Source organism: uncultured Maribacter sp. (assembly GCF_947500405.1).
GTDB lineage: Bacteria > Bacteroidota > Bacteroidia > Flavobacteriales > Flavobacteriaceae > Maribacter_B.
The window spans coordinates 318,047-336,610 of the sequence record NZ_CANMRY010000004.1; the positions used below are offsets into that span (position 1 = coordinate 318,047).

Genomic DNA, 18,564 nt, shown 5'->3' on the forward strand with positions numbered 1-18,564 from the left:
ACATTAAGGTTATTTAATACTGCCTAAATGAGGGCAATCGTATAGTTCTTGAACACCATTAAATGGAACTTCTGTTTTTTGATATTTATAGGTACTTCTTAAGGTTCTATTTAAATCGGTATCATCAACATTTACTTGAACATCATCCATATTAAATTGGCATGGGTGCTCGTAACCAGCAGCATGTGTAATTTCTGAAAATTCTTTCCTAAATGTTTTAAAATATTGTGCTAATCTATCCGATTTTAAAGGAACATTTACACCGTTTTGTAGCCATTTACTTTGTGTTGCAATACCAGCAGGACATCTATTGGTATGGCATACTTGCGCTTGTATACAACCAATACTCATCATTGCTTCTCTTGCAACGTTTATGCAATCTACGCCCATGGCAAATGCCATAGCTGCTTTAGCTGGGAAACCTAACTTTCCGCTACCAATAAATACAATCCTCTCTGTAAGTCCTTTTTCGGAAAACATTCTATATAAACTAGAAAAACCATAAACCCATGGTAAAGAAACGTGGTCCGCAAAACTTGGAGGAGCAGCACCAGTACCACCTTCACCACCGTCTACAGTAATAAAATCTGGCCCTTTTCCAGTTTCTAGCATAATGTCAGCAAGTTCTTCCCACTGTTTTAATTTTCCTATAGCACCTTTTATACCAACAGGAAGCCCAGTTTCATTAGCAATAACTTCTATAAGTTCCATTAATTCTTTTACATTGCTAAAAGCTTTATGGGTTGCAGGAGAAAGTACATCTTTACCTACTTCTACACCTCTTATTTCTGCAATTTCAGGGGTAATTTTTGCTCCTGGTAAAACTCCTCCTTTTCCAGGTTTAGCTCCTTGAGATAGTTTAATTTCAATTGCTTTTATACAAGGGTTTTCTTGTGTTAGCTTTTTAAGTTTTTCTATAGATAAACTACCCTCTTTGCTGCGAACACCAAAATACCCTGTTCCAAAATGAAAAACTACATCACCGCCTTTTTTATGGTAAGGAGAAAGACCTCCTTCTCCGGTGTTATGATAAGCTCCTGCTTTATGTACTCCTTTATTTAATGCTTCTATTGCAGTTGCAGATAATGAACCAAAACTCATTGCAGATACGTTTATTACTGAGGCTGGTCTAAAAGGTTTTTTTCTTTTATTGTATTCTCCTATTACCTTTGCACAAGGTAAAAAGGAATTATCTTTTTTGTTTGGATGATTTTCAGGCAGGTTATATGCCATCATTTGGTTCTTTATAAAAATATGTTGGTGCGCGTATAAATCTCTATCAGACCCAAAACCTTCATAATTGTTTTCTTTTTTTGCAGAAGCATATATCCAACCACGTTCAATCCTATTAAAAGGTAATTCTTCTCTATTATTTGCTACAAAATACTGACGCATTTCTGGACCAATACTTTCTAACCAATACCTAAGATGGCCAACTACAGGAAAATTGTGACTTATGGTATGCGCTCGTTGTATAAATATATCTCTAATTGCGACTAAAATAAGAGCAATTATAACCCACATCCACCACGAAATGTTTGAAAGAAATTCAAGAATAGTATCCATAAATATATTTATATATTACTTGTAAAATTGCATCAAAAATAATACAAAATATAAACAAAGTTACTTTTAAGTTTTAAAGAAAAATTAATTATTTAAATAGTTAATACTCATTTCTGTTAGTGCTTTTACACCTAATAACAAACCACTATCGTCAATTTTAAAATCTGGAGTATGGTGTGGAAAAGATTCTTTGCTGTCAGGACTCATTCCTCCTAAGAAAAAATAAAAACCAGGAACTTCATTTTGGAAATATGAAAAGTCTTCACCACCAGTTACGGCCTTTTGTTGCTGTACTTTATCTATACCAGCTACTTTTTGCAACGTAGGTAACATTGTAGCAACAAGAGAAGGATTATTATAGGTTATATCTGTAAAATTTTCTAATATAATTGTGGCTTCTCCGCCATATGTTTTAGCAATAGATGGTACCATTTCTTGTATTCTTTTTGTAATTAGTTTCTGCATATTATAATCTAGCGTTCTAATGGTTCCAATAAGCTCTGCACTTTCTGGAATTATATTAAAACGTACACCACTTGTAATTTTACCTACACTAATTACTGCAGCTTCATTAGTAAGGTTAACTTCTCTACTAATTATTGTTTGTAAACCATCAATTATTTTGGCACTGATTAAAATTGGGTCTATTCCTTTCCATGGCTGCGAGCCATGTGTTTGTTTTCCTTTTACATTAATTACAAAGCGCTGTACCGCAGCCATTGTACCTCCAGACTTGTATTTTATTGTTCCTACCGGAGTTTCAGAATTTATATGTAACCCAAAAATGGCATCTACATCAGGATTTTTTAAAACCCCTTCCTTTATCATAAGTTTAGCCCCACCTTCTTCTTCTGGTGGTGGGCCTTCTTCTGCAGGTTGAAAAATGAATTTTATAGTTCCATTTATTTCATCTTTATTTTTTGCTAAAATTTCTGCGACTCCCATTAATATAGCTGTATGCGTATCATGACCGCAAGCATGCATAACACCAACCTTTTCTCCAAGAAATGTGGAAGTAGCATTAGATTTAAAAGGTAAATCATTGCGCTCCGTAACTGGTAGCGCATCTATATCTGCTCTTAGTGCTACAACTTTTCCGTCTTTTTTACCTTTTATAATTCCTACTACTCCTGTGTGTGCAACTTTAGTTTGCACTTCTATTCCTAAAGATTTTAGATGTTTTGCTATTTTTTCTGCAGTTTTAAATTCTCTATTAGATAGTTCTGGATTTTCATGAATATCTCTTCGCCAAGAAATTACTTTTTCTTCTATATTACTATATTCTGATTCTGAAATTGTTTGCTGAGCAATTGCACAAGAGCAACAAAGTATAAGTAAAAAGAGTAATGTGTTTTTCATGATATTTAATTGAATTACTAAATATATTCAAATTAAAAGGAATCTGCCTTTATTGTTCATAAATCTCTTCGTACTAACTTTTGGATAACAGTTATTATGGCTAAATTCACAGTTCTAAAAAAATTATTAGGATTTGAGTAGTTTTATTGATGGTTTAAATGATGCGCAAAAAGCCCCTGTATTACATAAGAATGGGCCAATGATTGTAATTGCAGGAGCAGGTTCTGGAAAAACAAGAGTGCTTACTTTTAGAATAGCCCATTTAATGGCACAAGGAGTAGATTCTTTTAATATTTTGGCACTTACTTTTACAAACAAAGCAGCCCGTGAAATGAAAGCAAGGATTGCTAATATTGTTGGTAATTCTGATGCTAAAAATTTATGGATGGGAACTTTTCATTCTGTTTTTGCAAAGCTTTTACGTGTAGACGGTAATAAATTGGGATACCCACCGAACTTTACAATTTATGATACCCAAGATTCCCAGCGTTTAATTTCTTCTATAATAAAGGAATTGGGTTTAGATAAAGATATTTACAAGTACAAGCAAGTGCAAAGTAGAATATCATCCTATAAAAATAGTTTAATTACGGTAAAAGCTTATTTGAATAATCCAGAATTAGTAGAGGCTGATGCTATGGCAAAAAAGCCAAGAATGGGGGAAATATACCAACAATATGTGGACCGTTGCTTTAAGGCTGGGGCTATGGATTTTGATGACCTTTTACTTAGAACAAATGAGCTCTTAAATAGGTTTCCTGAAGTTTTAATGAAATACCAAGAAAGGTTTAGATATATATTGGTAGATGAGTACCAAGATACGAACCATTCGCAATACTTAATTATTAAAGCTCTTTCAGATAGATTTCAAAATATATGTGTGGTTGGAGATGATGCGCAAAGTATTTATTCTTTTAGAGGAGCTAACATTAGTAATATTTTAAATTTTCAGAAGGATTATGATAATGTAATAATGTATAGATTAGAGCAAAATTATAGATCTACAAAAAATATTGTAAATGCTGCTAACTCTGTAATATCAAACAATAAAACACAATTAGACAAAGTAGTTTGGACCGATAATGATGAAGGGCCGGCTATTAAAGTACATAGAAGTATTACCGATGCAGAAGAAGGTAGGTTTGTTGCAGGTTCTATTTTTGAGAATAAAATGCAACATCAGCTTAATAACGGTGAGTTTGTAGTGCTTTATAGAACCAATTCGCAATCCAGAGCAATTGAAGATGCTTTAAGAAAAAGAGATATTCCGTATAGAATTTATGGCGGACTTTCTTTTTATCAGCGTAAAGAAATAAAAGATGTTTTAGGATATTTAAGATTGGTAGTAAACCCAAAAGATGAAGAGGCTTTAAAGCGAGTAATAAACTTTCCAGCAAGGGGTATAGGGCAAACTACTATAGATAAATTAGTGGTTGCAGCTAACCATTACGGGCGTTCTATCTTTGAAGTTATTCAGAATTTAGACCGTATTAATTTAAAAATTAATGCAGGAACTAAAAGAAAATTGGAAGACTTTATTACCATGATACAGAGTTTTCAGATAATGAATGAAACTACGGATGCTTTTACACTTTCTGAGCATGTTGCTAAAAAAGCTGGGGTACTTTTAGAGTTTAAAAAGGATGGTACTCCAGAAGGTATAGCTCGTATGGAAAATATTGAGGAGCTTTTAAACGGTATTAAAGACTTTGTTGAAGGACAGAAAGAATTAGACGGCGCTACCGGAAATATAAGTGAGTTTTTAGAAGATGTAGCTCTTGCTACGGATCTTGATAATGATCCTGGAGATGATGATAGAGTAGCGTTAATGACCATACACATGTCTAAAGGTTTGGAATTTCCATATGTTTATATTGTTGGTATGGAAGAGGATTTGTTTCCCTCTGGAATGAGTATGAATACTCGTAGTGAGTTAGAGGAGGAGCGAAGGCTGTTTTATGTGGCATTAACAAGAGCAGAAAAACAAGCATATTTAACGTATACACAAAATAGATATCGCTGGGGTAAATTAATAGATGCAGAACCCAGTAGGTTTATTGAGGAGATTGACGAAAAGTACATAGAAAACTTAACACCTGTAGATGGTGGTTATCGTTATAAATCTTTTTTAGATACAGATATTTTTGGAGAAGTAGATAAAAGTAAACTTAGGCAAACAAAACCTAAAAGAGGAACCCCACCTTTAGTTGGGAAACCTACCGAAAATCAATTACGAAAGCTTAGAAAAATTAAACCAGAATTGTCTAAGCCTGTTGGGAATACAAATACTATAGACCCTGGGCTTTCGGTTGGTTCTCTAGTAAACCATACAAGGTTTGGTAGGGGAAAGGTATTAAATTTAGAAGGTATTGGTAGCGATCGTAAAGCCGAAATACAATTTGATAAAGGAGATATAAAAAAATTGTTACTTCGTTTTGCTAAATTAGAAGTACTTTAGGGTGTATTATGGCAGAACTAATAAAACTGTATGAAGAAAACCCCAATCCTAAGCAGGTAAAACGTATTGTTGATGTTTTACGTAAAGGAGGTTTGGTAATATACCCTACAGATACTGTTTATGGTTTAGGTTGTGATATAACAAACACAAGGGCATTAGAGAAAATTGCTAGGATTAAAGGAATAAAATTAGCAAAAGCAAATTGGTCTTTTATATGTGCAGGTTTAAGTAATATGTCCGACTATGTTAGGCAAATAGATACAGCAACTTTTAAAATACTTAAAAGAGCTTTGCCAGGACCTTATACTTTTATTTTACCAGGAAATAATAATTTACCAAAAGCTTTTAAGAAAAAGAAAACAGTAGGTATTAGAGTGCCTGATAATGCCATAGCTAGGATTTTGGTAGAAGAGTTAGGTAACCCTATTGTATCTACGTCTATTAGAGATGCAGATGAAGTGTTAGAGTATACAACAGATCCAGAACTTATTTATGAAAAGTGGAATAATCTAGTAGATATTGTAATTGATGGTGGTTATGGAGATAATGTTGCCTCTACTGTTATAGACTTGTCTGAAGGTAAGCAAGAAGTAATAAGAGAGGGAAAAGGAAGTTTAAATATATTATTGTAAGACTATTTTTAAATAAAAAAAGCAGCCATTTGGCTGCTTTTCTATTTATATATTTTTAGAAATTATTTTCCTCCAATTGCAGGATCTTTCATTCCTTCTTCAATCATACTATAAAATTGGTCAATTTTAGGAAGTACAACAATTCTTGTTCTTCTATTTCTAGATTTTTCTGTTGTAGATAAAGGAACAAATTCTGCTCTACCAGCAGCAGTCATTCTCTTAGGATCTACATTATAATCATTCTGAAGTATACGAACAACTGCAGTAGCACGCTTAACACTTAAATCCCAGTTATCTTGTAAAACACCGCTTCTGTAAGGTACATCATCTGTATGTCCTTCTACCATGAATTCAAAATCTGGCTTGTTGTTTACAACTTGTGCAACTTTTCCAAGTACTTTCTTTGCTTTACTTGTAATGTTATAGCTTCCGCTGCTAAATAATAGTTTATCAGAGATAGAAACAAAAACAACACCTTTTTCTACACTAATTTCAATGTCTTCATCATCTAAGTTACCAAGAACCCCTTTAAGACTTTGTACTAAAGATAGGTTAACAGAATCTCTACGTGTAATCGCATTGTTTAACTTTCTAATAGTTAAATCTTTTTCTTGTAAGCTTTCTAAAGATTTTTCTAAGTTTTCTGCACCTTTAGTAGTTAGGGTAGTTAAGTTCCCCATATTATTAATTAACTCTTGATTGTTTGCTTTAAGGAAAGCATTTTGATCTTCTAAGGTTTTTATTTTTGCATTATCTTCTAAACAGTCATTTAATTTAACTGTAGCAGAATTTAACAAATCTTGAGTTTCATTTGCTTTGGCCTCTAACTCTGCATACTTTTTCTGAGATACACATGAGGATAACAAAAGGGTTACTCCTAAACATCCTAAAATAACTTTTTTCATAGTTCTAAAACTTAAATATTTAAATAATTTATATTTTATTAATGGTTATCTAATAAATAAACACCAAAATTATACAATTGCAAAATTTTATATACTGTAATTTAGTTAATCTTTTACTAAATTACTAAACCTTGCTACTTGATGTACGAAATGAGACCACACTATGGACTTTGTTGCATAGTATTTATTTGTAAAATTTTTCTTTTCTCTTTTTTTATACATCCTTCTAAAGTTTTTATAAAAGCTTAAATGTGCTTTTATAATAGCTAAACAATGTTTAGGTTTTAATTGAAAAACAAAACGAATACCAGCAATACCATCTAATAATAGTCTTAGGAAAATAATAATAAAAGCTTTTCTTAAAGGTAAATTTTTTGTGATAGAAAAAAGAGAGTTTCTAAAATTTAAGTATGTTTTTTTAGGGTTCATGTTACTTAGCGTAGAACCGCCAAGATGATAAATACTAGATGTACCAACATAAAAAACTTTACATCCAATATTTTTTGCTCTCCAACATAAATCTACCTCTTCTTGGTGTGCAAAATAATCTTCATCAAAACCGTTTAAGTTATGAAAAACATCACTTTTAATAAACATACATGCTCCCGTTGCCCAAAAAATTTCTTGAATATCATTATACTGTCCTGTGTCTTTTTCTAAGGCCTGAAAAATTCTTCCTCTACAAAATGGATATCCTAACTGGTCTATATAACCGCCTGCAGCTCCAGCGTATTCAAAATAGTCTTTACGCATATGGTCTAATACTTTTGGTTGAATAATAGATGCGTCAGGAATATCTTTAAAAGCATTAATAATAGGAGGTAACCAATTTTTAGTAACTTTTACATCGGAGTTTAATAAACAATATATATCTGCTTTAACATGTTGTAATGCATCATTATATCCTTTAGCAAAACCACCATTGCTAGAATTTTGTATAATTTTTATTGTTGGGTAATTATTTTTTAAAAATGAAATAGAGTCATCTGTAGAGGCATTATCTGCAACATAAATATCTGCTCCTTCAGAATGTTTCATTACAGATGGTAGGTATCTTTCTAAAAGTACCTCTCCATTCCAATTAAGTATTACAACTGCTATATTCAAAACGGTGCAAATTAACGGCTAAAATCAGGAATTTGCCTTAAAAAGGAGTATTTTTCTTCTATAAAATTCATTTTACAGTATAAATGTTGCAATCCGTTAGTAACCATTAAAAAGTTAGCATTTAATTGCATATTGTATGTTGCTATTTGGTCAAAAGTGTTTTGGGTAATTTTTATTTTTGGAGCTTTACATTCTACTAAAAGTTCTATACTACCGTCTGAATTAAAAATAACAATATCATATCTTTTTTTTAATCTGTTGATTGTGAGTTGTTTTTCTACATTAATAAGGCTTAATGGATATTTTTTTTCTTCCACCAAAAAATGAATAACATTTTGTCTTACCCATTCTTCTGGCTGTAATTGCACAAATTTTTTACGAACAACATCAAAAATTTGCACCTTATTTTCGCTATTTTTGAATCGAAAGTTATATTTCTTAAAGTTTAAAGGTAACATTTCACAAATTTGATGATTTTTTTTTAATGGAGGAAGTAAAACAAATAGTATCGGATATTAAGGCAGGTAATGTAAAGCCTATTTACTTTTTGTTTGGTGATGAACCTTATTATATTGATAAAATATCGGAGTACATTGAAAAAAGTGTTCTTTCTGAAGAAGAGAGAGGGTTTAATCAAATGGTTTTGTATGGAAAAGAAGTTTCTGTAGATGATATTGTTAGTAGTGCAAAACGATATCCTATGATGGCTCCTTACCAGGTTGTTATAATTAAAGAGGCGCAACATTTGTCTAGGACTATTGAGAGCCTCTTAGGGTATGTTAAAAACCCTCAAATGACAACTGTTTTAGTAGTTTGTTATAAATATAAAAAGCTTGATAAAAGAAAAAACCTTTATAAAGAGGTTAAAAAGCAAGGTGTAATTTTTGAAAGTAAAAAACTTTATGAAAATCAAGTTTCTGATTGGTTAAGGAAAGTTCTTCGTTCAAGTGGATACACTATATCGCACAAGGCAGCAATTTTACTTGTGGACTATTTAGGCACTGATTTAAGTAAGATCAGCAATGAGTTAGAGAAATTAAAATTAGCATTACCTAAAAATACAGAAATCACTCCTGCACATATTGAAGAGCATATTGGCATTAGTAAAGATTATAACAATTTTGAATTAAAAAAAGCTATTGGAGAGCATAATGTTGTTAAGGCAACGCGAATAATTAATTATTTTGCTCAAAACCCCAAAGACAACCCATTTATATTAACAATAACCTTATTGAATTCATTTTTTACGCAACTTTTACAATATCATGGGTTAAAGGATCATTCTCCTAAAAATGTAGCTAGTAAATTACGTATAAACCCATATTTTGTTAGTGAGTTTCAGACCGCTGCCAAAAACTACCCAATGCGTAAGGTAAGTAAAATAATTTCTCATTTAAGAGAAATGGATTTAAAAGGAAAAGGAGTAGGAGCAAGCGCATCTACTTCATCAGATTTACTAAAAGAACTATTGGTTAAGATTATTTAACCTCTTTAAATTAAAATAGGTTGTATTACATTAGTTTAGGATAATCAGATGGGTTAGCCTCGTTCATAATCTCATATGCTTTTTCAAAAATATCTTCTACATTTGGTTTAGAGAAATAATCTCCATCAGAACCATAAGCTGGTCTATGCGCTTTTCCAGAAAGTGTTATTGGTTGGCTGTCTAAATATTTATACCCCCCTTGTTTATTTACAATTTCGTCTAATAAATAGGCAGAACATCCACCAGGAACATCTTCATCAATTATTAGTAATCTATTGGTTTTTTTTAAACTTTTTAAAACGTCATGGTTAATATCAAAAGGTAATAAAGTTTGCGCATCTATTACTTCAGCATCAATACCAACTTCAATAAGTTCTTTTGCGGCTTGCTCTGCTATTCTTAGTGTAGAACCGTAGGATACAAATGTAATGTCTGTTCCTTCTTTTACGGTTTCTACCACACCAATAGGAATAGTGAATTTTCCTAAATTATTTGGTTTAGGTTCTTTTAACCTATATCCGTTTAAGCTTTCAATTACAAGTGCTGGTTCATCACTCTTCATAAGTGTATTGTAAAAACCTGCTGCTTGTGTCATATTTCTAGGAGCTAGAATATACATTCCTCTTAAAAGGTGAATTAACCCTCCCATTTGCGATCCAGAATGCCAGATACCTTCTAAGCGGTGCCCTCTAGTGCGAACTATTAGTGGCGCCTTTTGTAAACCTTTTGTTCTATATAATGTTGTTGCTAAATCATCTGTTAGGGTAGGTAATGCGTAAAATATATAATCTAGATATTGTATTTCGGCGATGGGTCTTAGTCCTCTAAGTGCCATTCCTAATCCTTGTCCTATTATTGTTGTTTCTCTAATGCCAGTGTCTGCAATACGTAATTCTCCATATTTGGCTTGTAAACCTTCTAATCCTTGATTTACGTCTCCAATATTACCTGTGTCTTCTCCAAAAATTAAAGCCTCAGGGTAATTCTTAAAAAGCTTGTCAAAATTCTCCCTTAGAATTATTCTTCCATCCACTTGCTCAGCATTTTCATCATAAGCAGGTTTAGTTATTGAAACATTTGTTGCTTTAGATTCTTTTTCACTGTATAAATTGGAACTAAATTTTGCTTGCGCACTCTCTAAATAATTTTTAGTCCAAGAAATTAAATTTTGTTTTTCAAAAGTGTTTTCACCAATAAGATATCGCATTGCTTTTCTAGCACTAGTTGCTATATCTTTTTTTATTGGTTCATCTATAGCAATAAGGTCATTTTTTATTTTAGAAATAAATACCTTGTTAGGGCTTTTAATTGCAGCTTTTTCTAGTAAGCCTACAAGTTCTCTTTTGGCATTTAATTGCGTTGTAAGATGCTCTGACCAAGCTTCTCTTTTTGCAAGTCTTACCTCTTTTTTAATTTCTTTTTCTATACCTTCTAGTTCTTCTTCAGAAGCTATTCTGGATTCCAAAATCCATTCTTTAAATCGTTTGTTACAATCATTTTCTCTTTCCCATTCTAAACGATCATCACTTTTATAACGCTCATGTGATCCAGAGGATGAATGCCCTTGCGGTTGTGTTAATTCTGTTACATGAATTACAACAGGAACATGTTCTGTTCTTGCAATATCTGAAGCATTTTCATAAGCATGCATTAATGCTGTATAGTCCCAACCTTTTACTTTTAAAAGTTCTAGGCCTTTTTCATCATTAGTTCTCTGGTAGCCGCTTAAAATTTTTGAAATATCTTCTTTTGTAGTATGATGTTTTGCGGGGACAGATATTCCATACTCATCATCCCATATACTTATTACCATTGGTACTTGTAGTACTCCAGCAGCATTAATAGTTTCAAAAAACATACCTTCACTTGTACTGGCATTCCCAATTGTTCCCCATGCTATTTCATTACCATTTTTAGAGAAATTAGTGGCGTCTATATCTTTTAAGTTTCTATATATTTTTGATGCTTGAGCCAGGCCTAATAACCTAGGCATTTGTCCTGCTGTGCAAGAAACATCACTACTTGTATTTTTTTGTTGTACTAAATTCTTCCAGGAGCCGTCTTCATTAAGGCTAGGGGTAAGGTAATGCCCAATCATTTGCCTTCCAGCACTCATTGGTTCTTTTTCTATATCTGTGGTAGCATAAAGGGCATGGAAAAAATCTTTAGGTTTTAAAACTCCAATAGCCATCATAAAAGTTTGATCTCTATAATACCCACTTCTAAAATCACCGTTTTTAAAAGATCTAGCCATAGCTAATTGTGGAAGTTCTTTGCCGTCTCCAAAAATTCCAAATTTTGCTTTTCCAGTTAAGACTTCTTTTCTGCCAAGTAAACTGCAGGTTCTACTTAAAAAAGCAGTTTTATAGTCCTGTAGTATTTGAACTCTAAAATCTTCAAAAGAAATGTCATTACTTGTTTTTTCAGATATATCCATATAGAAACTATGATTTTTACAAAAATACCTAAACATTTAGATTAAAACAATGAAAACAAAGACAATTTTATTGCATTATTTTTATAATATCATGTTTAAATGTGTGGTTATTGTAAAATTATAGTTATTAAAGAGGTGTATTTTGTGAATATGAAAAAATTAAAACCATTTCCTAGTAAATAACCCAATTAAGGTTTTAGGGCTAACAGTTATTATAAAACGAATTCTTTCTTCATAATTAGGTTGTGCAATTTCCCACCCATTGTTAGAGTAGAAAGGGAGGTATAATTCAAAGTAATCTGTCACCAAATTTAATCTTACTCCGGCATCATAAACAAAACGTTCATTTGCGCCTTTGTTTTTCATAAAGCCGGCATCCCCATATACTTCAATCCACTTCCAAAGGTTAATGCTAGCATTTGTTGTTGCCATCCAATCATTTGCATACGGGTTTTCTAGCATAGATTTAAAACCACCTTCTGCTATAATAATTTGTTGGCTATAAAGACCAGAATCTTCAGACCGACCTAAATAACTATAATCAAATAAATAATCAGTAGGACGGTCTAAAGCAAAGCTATAAAAGTTTGGATCACTATATTCTGTTGTTTTATTTCTTAAAAATTTACCAGCAAAAAAACGAAGATTTAACTGTCTGTTATTTTGAAAAAGTTTACGAAATTCCCATTCAAATACTAGTTTAGAAAAATCATTAGCATGTTGAGCATCTAAAAACCAGGAAGAATAGTCTATTATGCCGTTATTTGAGTTTCTATAACGAGCGTTTAAAACACTGTAATCTGGAGGGGTTTCAAAGTCCCCTAAATTTTCATCTCTACTTCTAAATACATTAACATATCTAAAGTTTAAAATTTCTCTTTTATTAGAACGTAAATTATCTGGTTTCCACCCAAAGCTTATAGAAGGGGTTATGGTAGAGTATCTAGAATTTTCTTGAAAGTGGAATGTAGAGCCACTAATAGAATAGTTAGCAAGGTATAGCCCAGTTTTACTCAATAATTTTTGATAGGATAATCTACCGTAGCCAACAAATGCTTTTTCTCTAAAAGAATAGGAGGGAGAAAAATCATAAATAAATGGTTTTCTTAAGAGTGTCTTGTTGTGTAATCGCATCCCTGGCGCCCAACCATCATATATATTAAAACTTATAGTAGGGACATAAAAAATTTGATTATAATCAGGGTTTTCAGCATCTTTAAAGAATTGCAGTTTAAGTTTTCTGTTACTAGATAAAAACCCCTTTAAAGATTTCCAGTTATCTCTTTGATTAAACTCTGGTATTTTTTTATCGTAATTTAAAACTAATTTATCTTCTCCATTTTTTGGAATAGTAAATGTTTTTTCTTCTTTTATGTTCGTAAACCAATATTTAGAAACAACAGAATCTTTTTGTAATCCGAAGATAGAAATAGGGACATTGGTTCCTTCCTTATTTTTTAATGTTATTGTTAGTGAATCTTTATGTTTTTCAACATTTTTAATTTTGAAATCAATTTTACGATCTGTAGAAACATATTCCTTAAAAAACCAATTTATATCTGTAGTGGTAGATCGCTTTAGAATAGATTCAAAATCTAATACTTTAACCGTGTTGCTTTGGTAATATTTATAAAAGGTTTTTATGCTTTCATCTATTTTTTCTTTCCCAATAAATACACCTAAATATGTTAGCCCTTGTCCTGCCTTATATTTATTCGCAATTTTTTGGTTAAATTTTATTAGAGAATCATTTGGTGTGGTTAAAGACTGGTCTAAGTTTTTACGAGCAGTAACATTATATAAAAATGGATACTGGTCATTAAAATCCATTTTGGCTAAATTAAAACTACGAACCCCCCAAATTTTAGATAGTTTACCTAGAAGTTTTTGATTTGGATAATGTTGTTCAACGTAAGAAATTAATAAATAGTTGGCAATAGCTTGGTTTACCCATTGGTCTTTTCTAGGGTCTAAAAAAATGGTTTCTCTTAAAATACTATTCAACGCAGTTTTAAGAAATTTCATTTCAAATTGAAATTGCTGTTCGTAAGGTCTAATAAATGAAGGTAATTGGTTTATACCGTATAAAGGACTTTTGTTATAATCTATTTGACTAACAAGTAATTGCGGGTGTGGGTATTTCCCTAAATTTTCATATATAAATTTTGTTACATTATTTATAGAGATGCCTTGCGCTATTTTATTGTATTTAGGTGCTTCTATATCTGTTACTACGGTCATGTATGGAGTTACGTGTGTTGTAAATTTTTTAGTAGCATTTAAAATTATCTCGCAACTTTTTTGTTTTATTCCTTTTAGTTGTGCTAGTTGTCTTATTGGGTATTCTGAGTTTCCTAAATTTCTGTAATTAGTAGTTAAAGATAAACTGTCTGGATAATTGAAATTTACTGTAGTTTCCGTTACATCGGTATATAAATCTTCTAAATTTTTATTGGAATACAATTTCCATTTTCCATTATAAACTGCAGGTGTTAAATACCAGTCTTTTAGGTAGTATTCCCCTTTATTATTGTATCCATAGGGAGTAAACTTACTCATTGGTAATTTAACGGTGTAACTAATAAATAGTTTAACGGTTTTGTTTGGAGGTAAAGGGTCATTTAATCTAATTTTTAAAATATCCTTACTTTTTTCTCTTTCCCAGTGTAGTCCTCTATATTCGTTATCTACAGCACTAATAATTTTAGTGTATCCTCTTTCATTGTCTCTTGCTAAATGTAGGCTTTTTTTAAATTCCTCTGCAAAACGTTTAGCTAAACCAGTATTTTTATTAGAATATGCATTAGCCCAATCATTAAAATATAAGTATCCTAAAGGATAGTTAGAGGTGTTTTTAAAAACAAATTCTTGTTGTATATTTAATTCTTTAGTTTCTTCATTTAGATATACGGTAAGTGTGTTACTATGTTGTCCAAAAGCCTGGAAAGAGCTAAGGAAACTATAAAGTATACTTACTAGAACTATTATGTTTGGGAACTTATGCACTAGCTATTAAAAATTAGGGCTAAGTGCACGTTCTTTGTAGAAAGAATCTATAATTGCTACAACTTCTTCTTCGGTGTCTACAATTTTTATTAAATCAAGGTCTTTAGGGCTAATATTACCTTCGGAAAGCATGGTGTTTTTAATCCAATCCATTAAACCTGTCCAGAATTTAGTTCCTACTAAAATAATTGGAAATTTTTCTATTTTATTCGTTTGTATTAACGTAATTGCTTCAAAAAGTTCGTCTAAAGTTCCAAAGCCACCAGGCATAACAACAAAGCCTTGCGAGTATTTTACAAACATAACTTTGCGAACAAAGAAATAATCAAAATCTAAGCTTTTATCTCCATCTATATAAGGATTATCGTGCTGTTCAAAAGGTAAGTCAATATTTAAACCTACAGATGTTCCTCCGGCTAAATTTGCTCCTTTGTTTCCGGCTTCCATTATTCCTGGTCCACCGCCAGTTATAACGCCATATCCAGCGTCTGCAATACTTTTTGCAATTTTTACTGCTAATTGATAATACGCATTGTTTTCTTTTGTTCTTGCAGAACCAAAAATAGATACACAAGGTCCTATTTTACTCATTTTTTCAAAACCATTAACAAACTCTCCCATTATTTTAAAAAGGGCCCAAGAGTCATTAGTTTTAATTTCGTTCCAACCTTTATGGTGTAATTCTTTTCTCATATTATTTTTACTATTTAATAGTGTTTTTTTTATATAACGTTTTATACTCCTAATTCTTTTATTAAGAACTTAGCAGTGTAACTTTTTTTGTCTTTACTTACTTGCTCAGGTGTACCTTTGGCAACAACCATTCCTCCATTTCGGCCTCCTTCGTATCCAATATCTATAATATAATCTACCATTTTAATTACATCTAAATTATGTTCAATAACTAAAACGGTATTTCCTTTGTCTGCTAATTTGTTTAAAACTTCCATTAAAACACGAATATCTTCAAAATGAAGCCCCGTAGTAGGTTCGTCTAAAATATAAAACGTATTTCCTGTATCTCTTTTAGAGAGTTCTGTTGCTAGTTTTATTCGTTGTGCTTCTCCTCCAGAAAGTGTAGTAGATTGTTGTCCTAAGGATATATACCCTAAACCAACATCTTTTATCGTTTTTAACTTTCTGTATATTTTTGGTATTGCTTCAAAAAAAGATACTGCTTCATTAATAGTCATTTCTAATACATCCGCAATAGATTTACCTTTATAGCGTACTTCTAAAGTTTCTCTATTAAAACGTTTACCATTACAGGTTTCGCACTCTACATAGATATCTGGTAAAAAGTTCATTTCTATAACCTTTAGACCACCACCTTGGCAAGTTTCGCAACGACCTCCTTTTACATTAAAACTAAAACGACCAGGTTTATAGCCGCGTATTGCAGCTTCTGGAGTTTTTGTGAATAACGAGCGAATTTCGCTAAAAACGCCAGTATATGTTGCAGGGTTAGAACGTGGTGTTCTTCCTATTGGTGATTGGTTTATGTCTATAACCTTATCTATATGTTCTAAACCATTAATTTTTTTATACGGCATAGGAATTTTAACACCATTAAAATAATGAGCGTTCATAATAGGGTATAGGGTCTCGTTAATAAGGGTAGATTTACCACTACCAGATACCCCAGTTATGCCTATCATTTTTCCTAAGGGAATTTCAATATCTACATTTTTAAGATTATTTCCTGTGCAACCTATTAGTTTAATTTTTTTGCCATTTCCTTTTCTTCGTTTTTTTGGAACAGCTATTTCTCTTTTACCAGTAATATAATCTGCGGTAAGTGTTTTGTGTTTTTTTAAATCTTCAGGCTTCCCTTCAGAAATTATTTCTCCGCCGTGTTTTCCTGCTTTTGGCCCAATGTCTATAACATGATCTGCGCGTTCTATCATGTCGCGGTCATGTTCTACAACAATAACCGAGTTTCCTATATCTCTTAACGCTTCTAAAGATTTTATTAAACGAACATTATCTCTTTGGTGTAATCCAATACTAGGTTCGTCCAAAATATATAATACACCAACTAGCTGAGAGCCAATCTGTGTAGCAAGTCTAATACGTTGTGCTTCTCCGCCAGAAAGTGTTTTGGAACTCCGGTTTAAGGATAAATAATCTAAGCCAACATCTAAAAGAAATTGAACTCTGGTTTTAATTTCTTTTATAATTTCTTCAGCTATAATTAATTGATTGGCATCTAATTTTTTTTCTAAACCATTAAAAAAACTAGCTAAATCTGATATATCTAAATTAGATAATTCAGAAATATTTTTTTCATTAATTTTAAAATTTAAAGACTCTTTTCTTAATCGAGAACCTTCACAACTAGGACAAATAATTTTGTCCATATATTCTTTTGCCCATCTTTTTATAGAGGTGGATTCTGCGTTATTAAATTGGCTTTTTATAAAATTAGCAATGCCTTCATAGTCTATTTTGTAGTTTCTTTTAACTCCTAGAGTTTTAGACTCTATATCAAAACTTTCTTTTCCGCCATGTAAAAGAATATCTAAAGCATCTTGCGGAATACTAGCTATAGGATCCGTTATTTTAAAATTATAGCGTTGTGCAATAATATCTATTTGTTTAAAAGCCCAAGAGTTTTTATAGGGGCCAAGAGGCGCAATGCCTCCTGCTTTTATAGAAAGCTTTTTATCGGGAAATATTTTAGTTTCATTTACCTCAAAAACATGACCTAGACCACTACAGTTTTTACACATTCCTTTTGGGGAATTAAAAGAAAACGTATTTGGCTCTGGAGAAGGGTAGGATATACCAGAAGTAGGACACATTAAGTCTCTACTAAAATAACGAGGTTCAGGTACACCTTCTTCTAATACCATTAAAACATTTTCGCCACTATACATTGCGGTGTTAATGGTTTCTGTGAGTCTTTTATCTAAATCTGCAGTTTCATTAACTTTTAAGCGATCTATTACAATTTCTATATCGTGTGTCTTGTAACGGTCTACTTTCATGCCCTTTACAATATCTTTTACTTCGCCGTCTACACGCACTTTTACAAAGCCTTGTTTTGCAATTTGTTCAAAAAGTTCTCTGTAATGTCCTTTTCTAGATTTTATTACGGGAGATAAAATGGATATTTTCTTATTTAGATAATCGGTTTTTATTAGCTCTTTAATTTGAGTATCGTTATAGCTCACCATTTTTTCGCCGGTAACATAGCTGTAAGCATCGCCAGCTCTAGCAAAGAGTAACCTTAAAAAATCATAGATTTCGGTAATTGTACCAACCGTAGATCTTGGAGATTTAGAAGTTGTTTTTTGTTCAATAGCAATAACAGGCGATAATCCGTCTATTTTATCTACATCGGGTCTTTCTAATCCGCCAAGAAATTGTCGTGCATAGGCCGAAAAAGTTTCTATATATCTTCTTTGTCCCTCTGCATAAATGGTGTCAAAAGCTAAGGAAGATTTACCACTGCCAGATAAACCAGTTATAACCACAAGTTTTTCTCTAGGTATGGTAACGTCTATATTTTTAAGGTTATGAGCTCTTGCTCCCTTAACTTCAATATTTTCCTCGTAGTTTATCATTTTTATGGCAAAGTCGCAAAGTTACTGTTTTGGCAATTA

The 18,564-nt window shown here is 31.9% G+C and carries 12 protein-coding genes; 3 read left to right on the plus strand and 9 right to left on the minus strand.

What is annotated here, in order from left to right; all coding sequences use genetic code 11:
- Nucleotides 1-9: 9 nt before the first annotated feature.
- Together Q0945_RS07875 and Q0945_RS07880 are read right to left on the minus strand one after the other, a co-directional pair.
- A complete protein-coding gene (locus Q0945_RS07875; RefSeq protein ID WP_299433104.1) occupies nt 10-1,566 on the minus strand; it encodes an FMN-binding glutamate synthase family protein in 1,557 nt (518 codons plus the stop codon).
- An 84-nt stretch (nt 1,567-1,650) separates the two neighbouring features.
- The gene (locus Q0945_RS07880) at nt 1,651-2,925 is read right to left on the minus strand and encodes an amidohydrolase (RefSeq protein WP_299433107.1); all 1,275 of its coding nucleotides are present in this window, start codon (nt 2,923-2,925) and stop codon (nt 1,651-1,653) included.
- A gap of 199 nt (nt 2,926-3,124) precedes the next feature.
- On the opposite strand from Q0945_RS07880, the gene Q0945_RS07885 reads away from it, so the two are divergent.
- Entirely contained in the window at nt 3,125-5,383 is a 2,259-nt protein-coding gene (locus tag Q0945_RS07885; protein WP_299433311.1) for a UvrD-helicase domain-containing protein, read from the plus strand.
- An 8-nt stretch (nt 5,384-5,391) separates the two neighbouring features.
- Entirely contained in the window at nt 5,392-6,015 is a 624-nt protein-coding gene (locus Q0945_RS07890; RefSeq protein WP_299433110.1) for an L-threonylcarbamoyladenylate synthase, read from the plus strand.
- Nucleotides 6,016-6,077: 62 nt separating this feature from the next.
- Here Q0945_RS07890 and Q0945_RS07895 read toward each other — a convergent pair whose 3' ends face one another.
- The 3 genes from Q0945_RS07895 to Q0945_RS07905 all read right to left on the minus strand — a co-directional run bounded on the left by Q0945_RS07895 (nt 6,078) and on the right by Q0945_RS07905 (nt 8,485).
- Nucleotides 6,078-6,920: an OmpA family protein gene (locus Q0945_RS07895; RefSeq protein WP_121066891.1), complete on the minus strand. Its 843-nt coding sequence runs from the start codon at nt 6,918-6,920 to the stop codon at nt 6,078-6,080.
- Between the two features lie 105 nt (nt 6,921-7,025).
- Complete coding sequence (locus tag Q0945_RS07900) at nt 7,026-8,027, minus strand: glycosyltransferase family 2 protein (RefSeq protein WP_299433117.1); 1,002 nt, start codon at nt 8,025-8,027, stop codon at nt 7,026-7,028.
- A gap of 11 nt (nt 8,028-8,038) precedes the next feature.
- Nucleotides 8,039-8,485 (minus strand): type I restriction enzyme HsdR N-terminal domain-containing protein, encoded by a 447-nt coding sequence (locus Q0945_RS07905; protein WP_299433120.1) that lies wholly within the window; start codon nt 8,483-8,485, stop codon nt 8,039-8,041.
- A gap of 26 nt (nt 8,486-8,511) precedes the next feature.
- Here Q0945_RS07905 and holA point away from each other — a divergent pair, with 26 nt between their 5' ends.
- Nucleotides 8,512-9,513, plus strand: a complete 1,002-nt coding sequence (gene holA / locus Q0945_RS07910; protein WP_299433122.1) for a DNA polymerase III subunit delta — start codon at nt 8,512-8,514, stop codon at nt 9,511-9,513.
- Between the two features lie 25 nt (nt 9,514-9,538).
- Here the strand turns inward: holA and Q0945_RS07915 are convergent, their stop codons facing one another.
- From Q0945_RS07915 to uvrA, 4 genes are all read right to left on the minus strand, one after another.
- Nucleotides 9,539-11,950 (minus strand): thiamine pyrophosphate-dependent enzyme, encoded by a 2,412-nt coding sequence (locus tag Q0945_RS07915; protein WP_299433124.1) that lies wholly within the window; start codon nt 11,948-11,950, stop codon nt 9,539-9,541.
- 159 nt (nt 11,951-12,109) lie between these two features.
- Nucleotides 12,110-14,956: a metalloprotease gene (locus Q0945_RS07920; protein WP_299433127.1), complete on the minus strand. Its 2,847-nt coding sequence runs from the start codon at nt 14,954-14,956 to the stop codon at nt 12,110-12,112.
- 6 nt (nt 14,957-14,962) lie between these two features.
- Nucleotides 14,963-15,649, minus strand: coding sequence for a TIGR00730 family Rossman fold protein (locus tag Q0945_RS07925; RefSeq protein ID WP_299433131.1), 687 nt, complete (start codon nt 15,647-15,649; stop codon nt 14,963-14,965).
- A 41-nt stretch (nt 15,650-15,690) separates the two neighbouring features.
- Nucleotides 15,691-18,525, minus strand: a complete 2,835-nt coding sequence (uvrA, locus tag Q0945_RS07930) for an excinuclease ABC subunit UvrA (protein WP_299433134.1) — start codon at nt 18,523-18,525, stop codon at nt 15,691-15,693.
- Nucleotides 18,526-18,564: the final 39 nt, after the last annotated feature.

What these genes read in the sequence shown, in the direction of transcription:
- Q0945_RS07875 (WP_299433104.1), bottom strand. Translation starts at nt 1,566, where the DNA reads ATGGATACTATTCTTGAATTTCTTTCAAACATTTCGTGGTGGATGTGG.
- Q0945_RS07880 (WP_299433107.1), bottom strand. Translation starts at nt 2,925, where the DNA reads ATGAAAAACACATTACTCTTTTTACTTATACTTTGTTGCTCTTGTGCA.
- Q0945_RS07885 (WP_299433311.1), top strand. Translation starts at nt 3,125, where the DNA reads ATGATTGTAATTGCAGGAGCAGGTTCTGGAAAAACAAGAGTGCTTACT.
- Q0945_RS07890 (WP_299433110.1), top strand. Translation starts at nt 5,392, where the DNA reads ATGGCAGAACTAATAAAACTGTATGAAGAAAACCCCAATCCTAAGCAG.
- Q0945_RS07895 (WP_121066891.1), bottom strand. Translation starts at nt 6,920, where the DNA reads ATGAAAAAAGTTATTTTAGGATGTTTAGGAGTAACCCTTTTGTTATCC.
- Q0945_RS07905 (WP_299433120.1), bottom strand. Translation starts at nt 8,485, where the DNA reads ATGTTACCTTTAAACTTTAAGAAATATAACTTTCGATTCAAAAATAGC.
- holA (WP_299433122.1), top strand. Translation starts at nt 8,512, where the DNA reads ATGGAGGAAGTAAAACAAATAGTATCGGATATTAAGGCAGGTAATGTA.
- Q0945_RS07915 (WP_299433124.1), bottom strand. Translation starts at nt 11,950, where the DNA reads ATGGATATATCTGAAAAAACAAGTAATGACATTTCTTTTGAAGATTTT.
- Q0945_RS07925 (WP_299433131.1), bottom strand. Translation starts at nt 15,649, where the DNA reads ATGAGAAAAGAATTACACCATAAAGGTTGGAACGAAATTAAAACTAAT.
- uvrA (WP_299433134.1), bottom strand. Translation starts at nt 18,525, where the DNA reads ATGATAAACTACGAGGAAAATATTGAAGTTAAGGGAGCAAGAGCTCAT.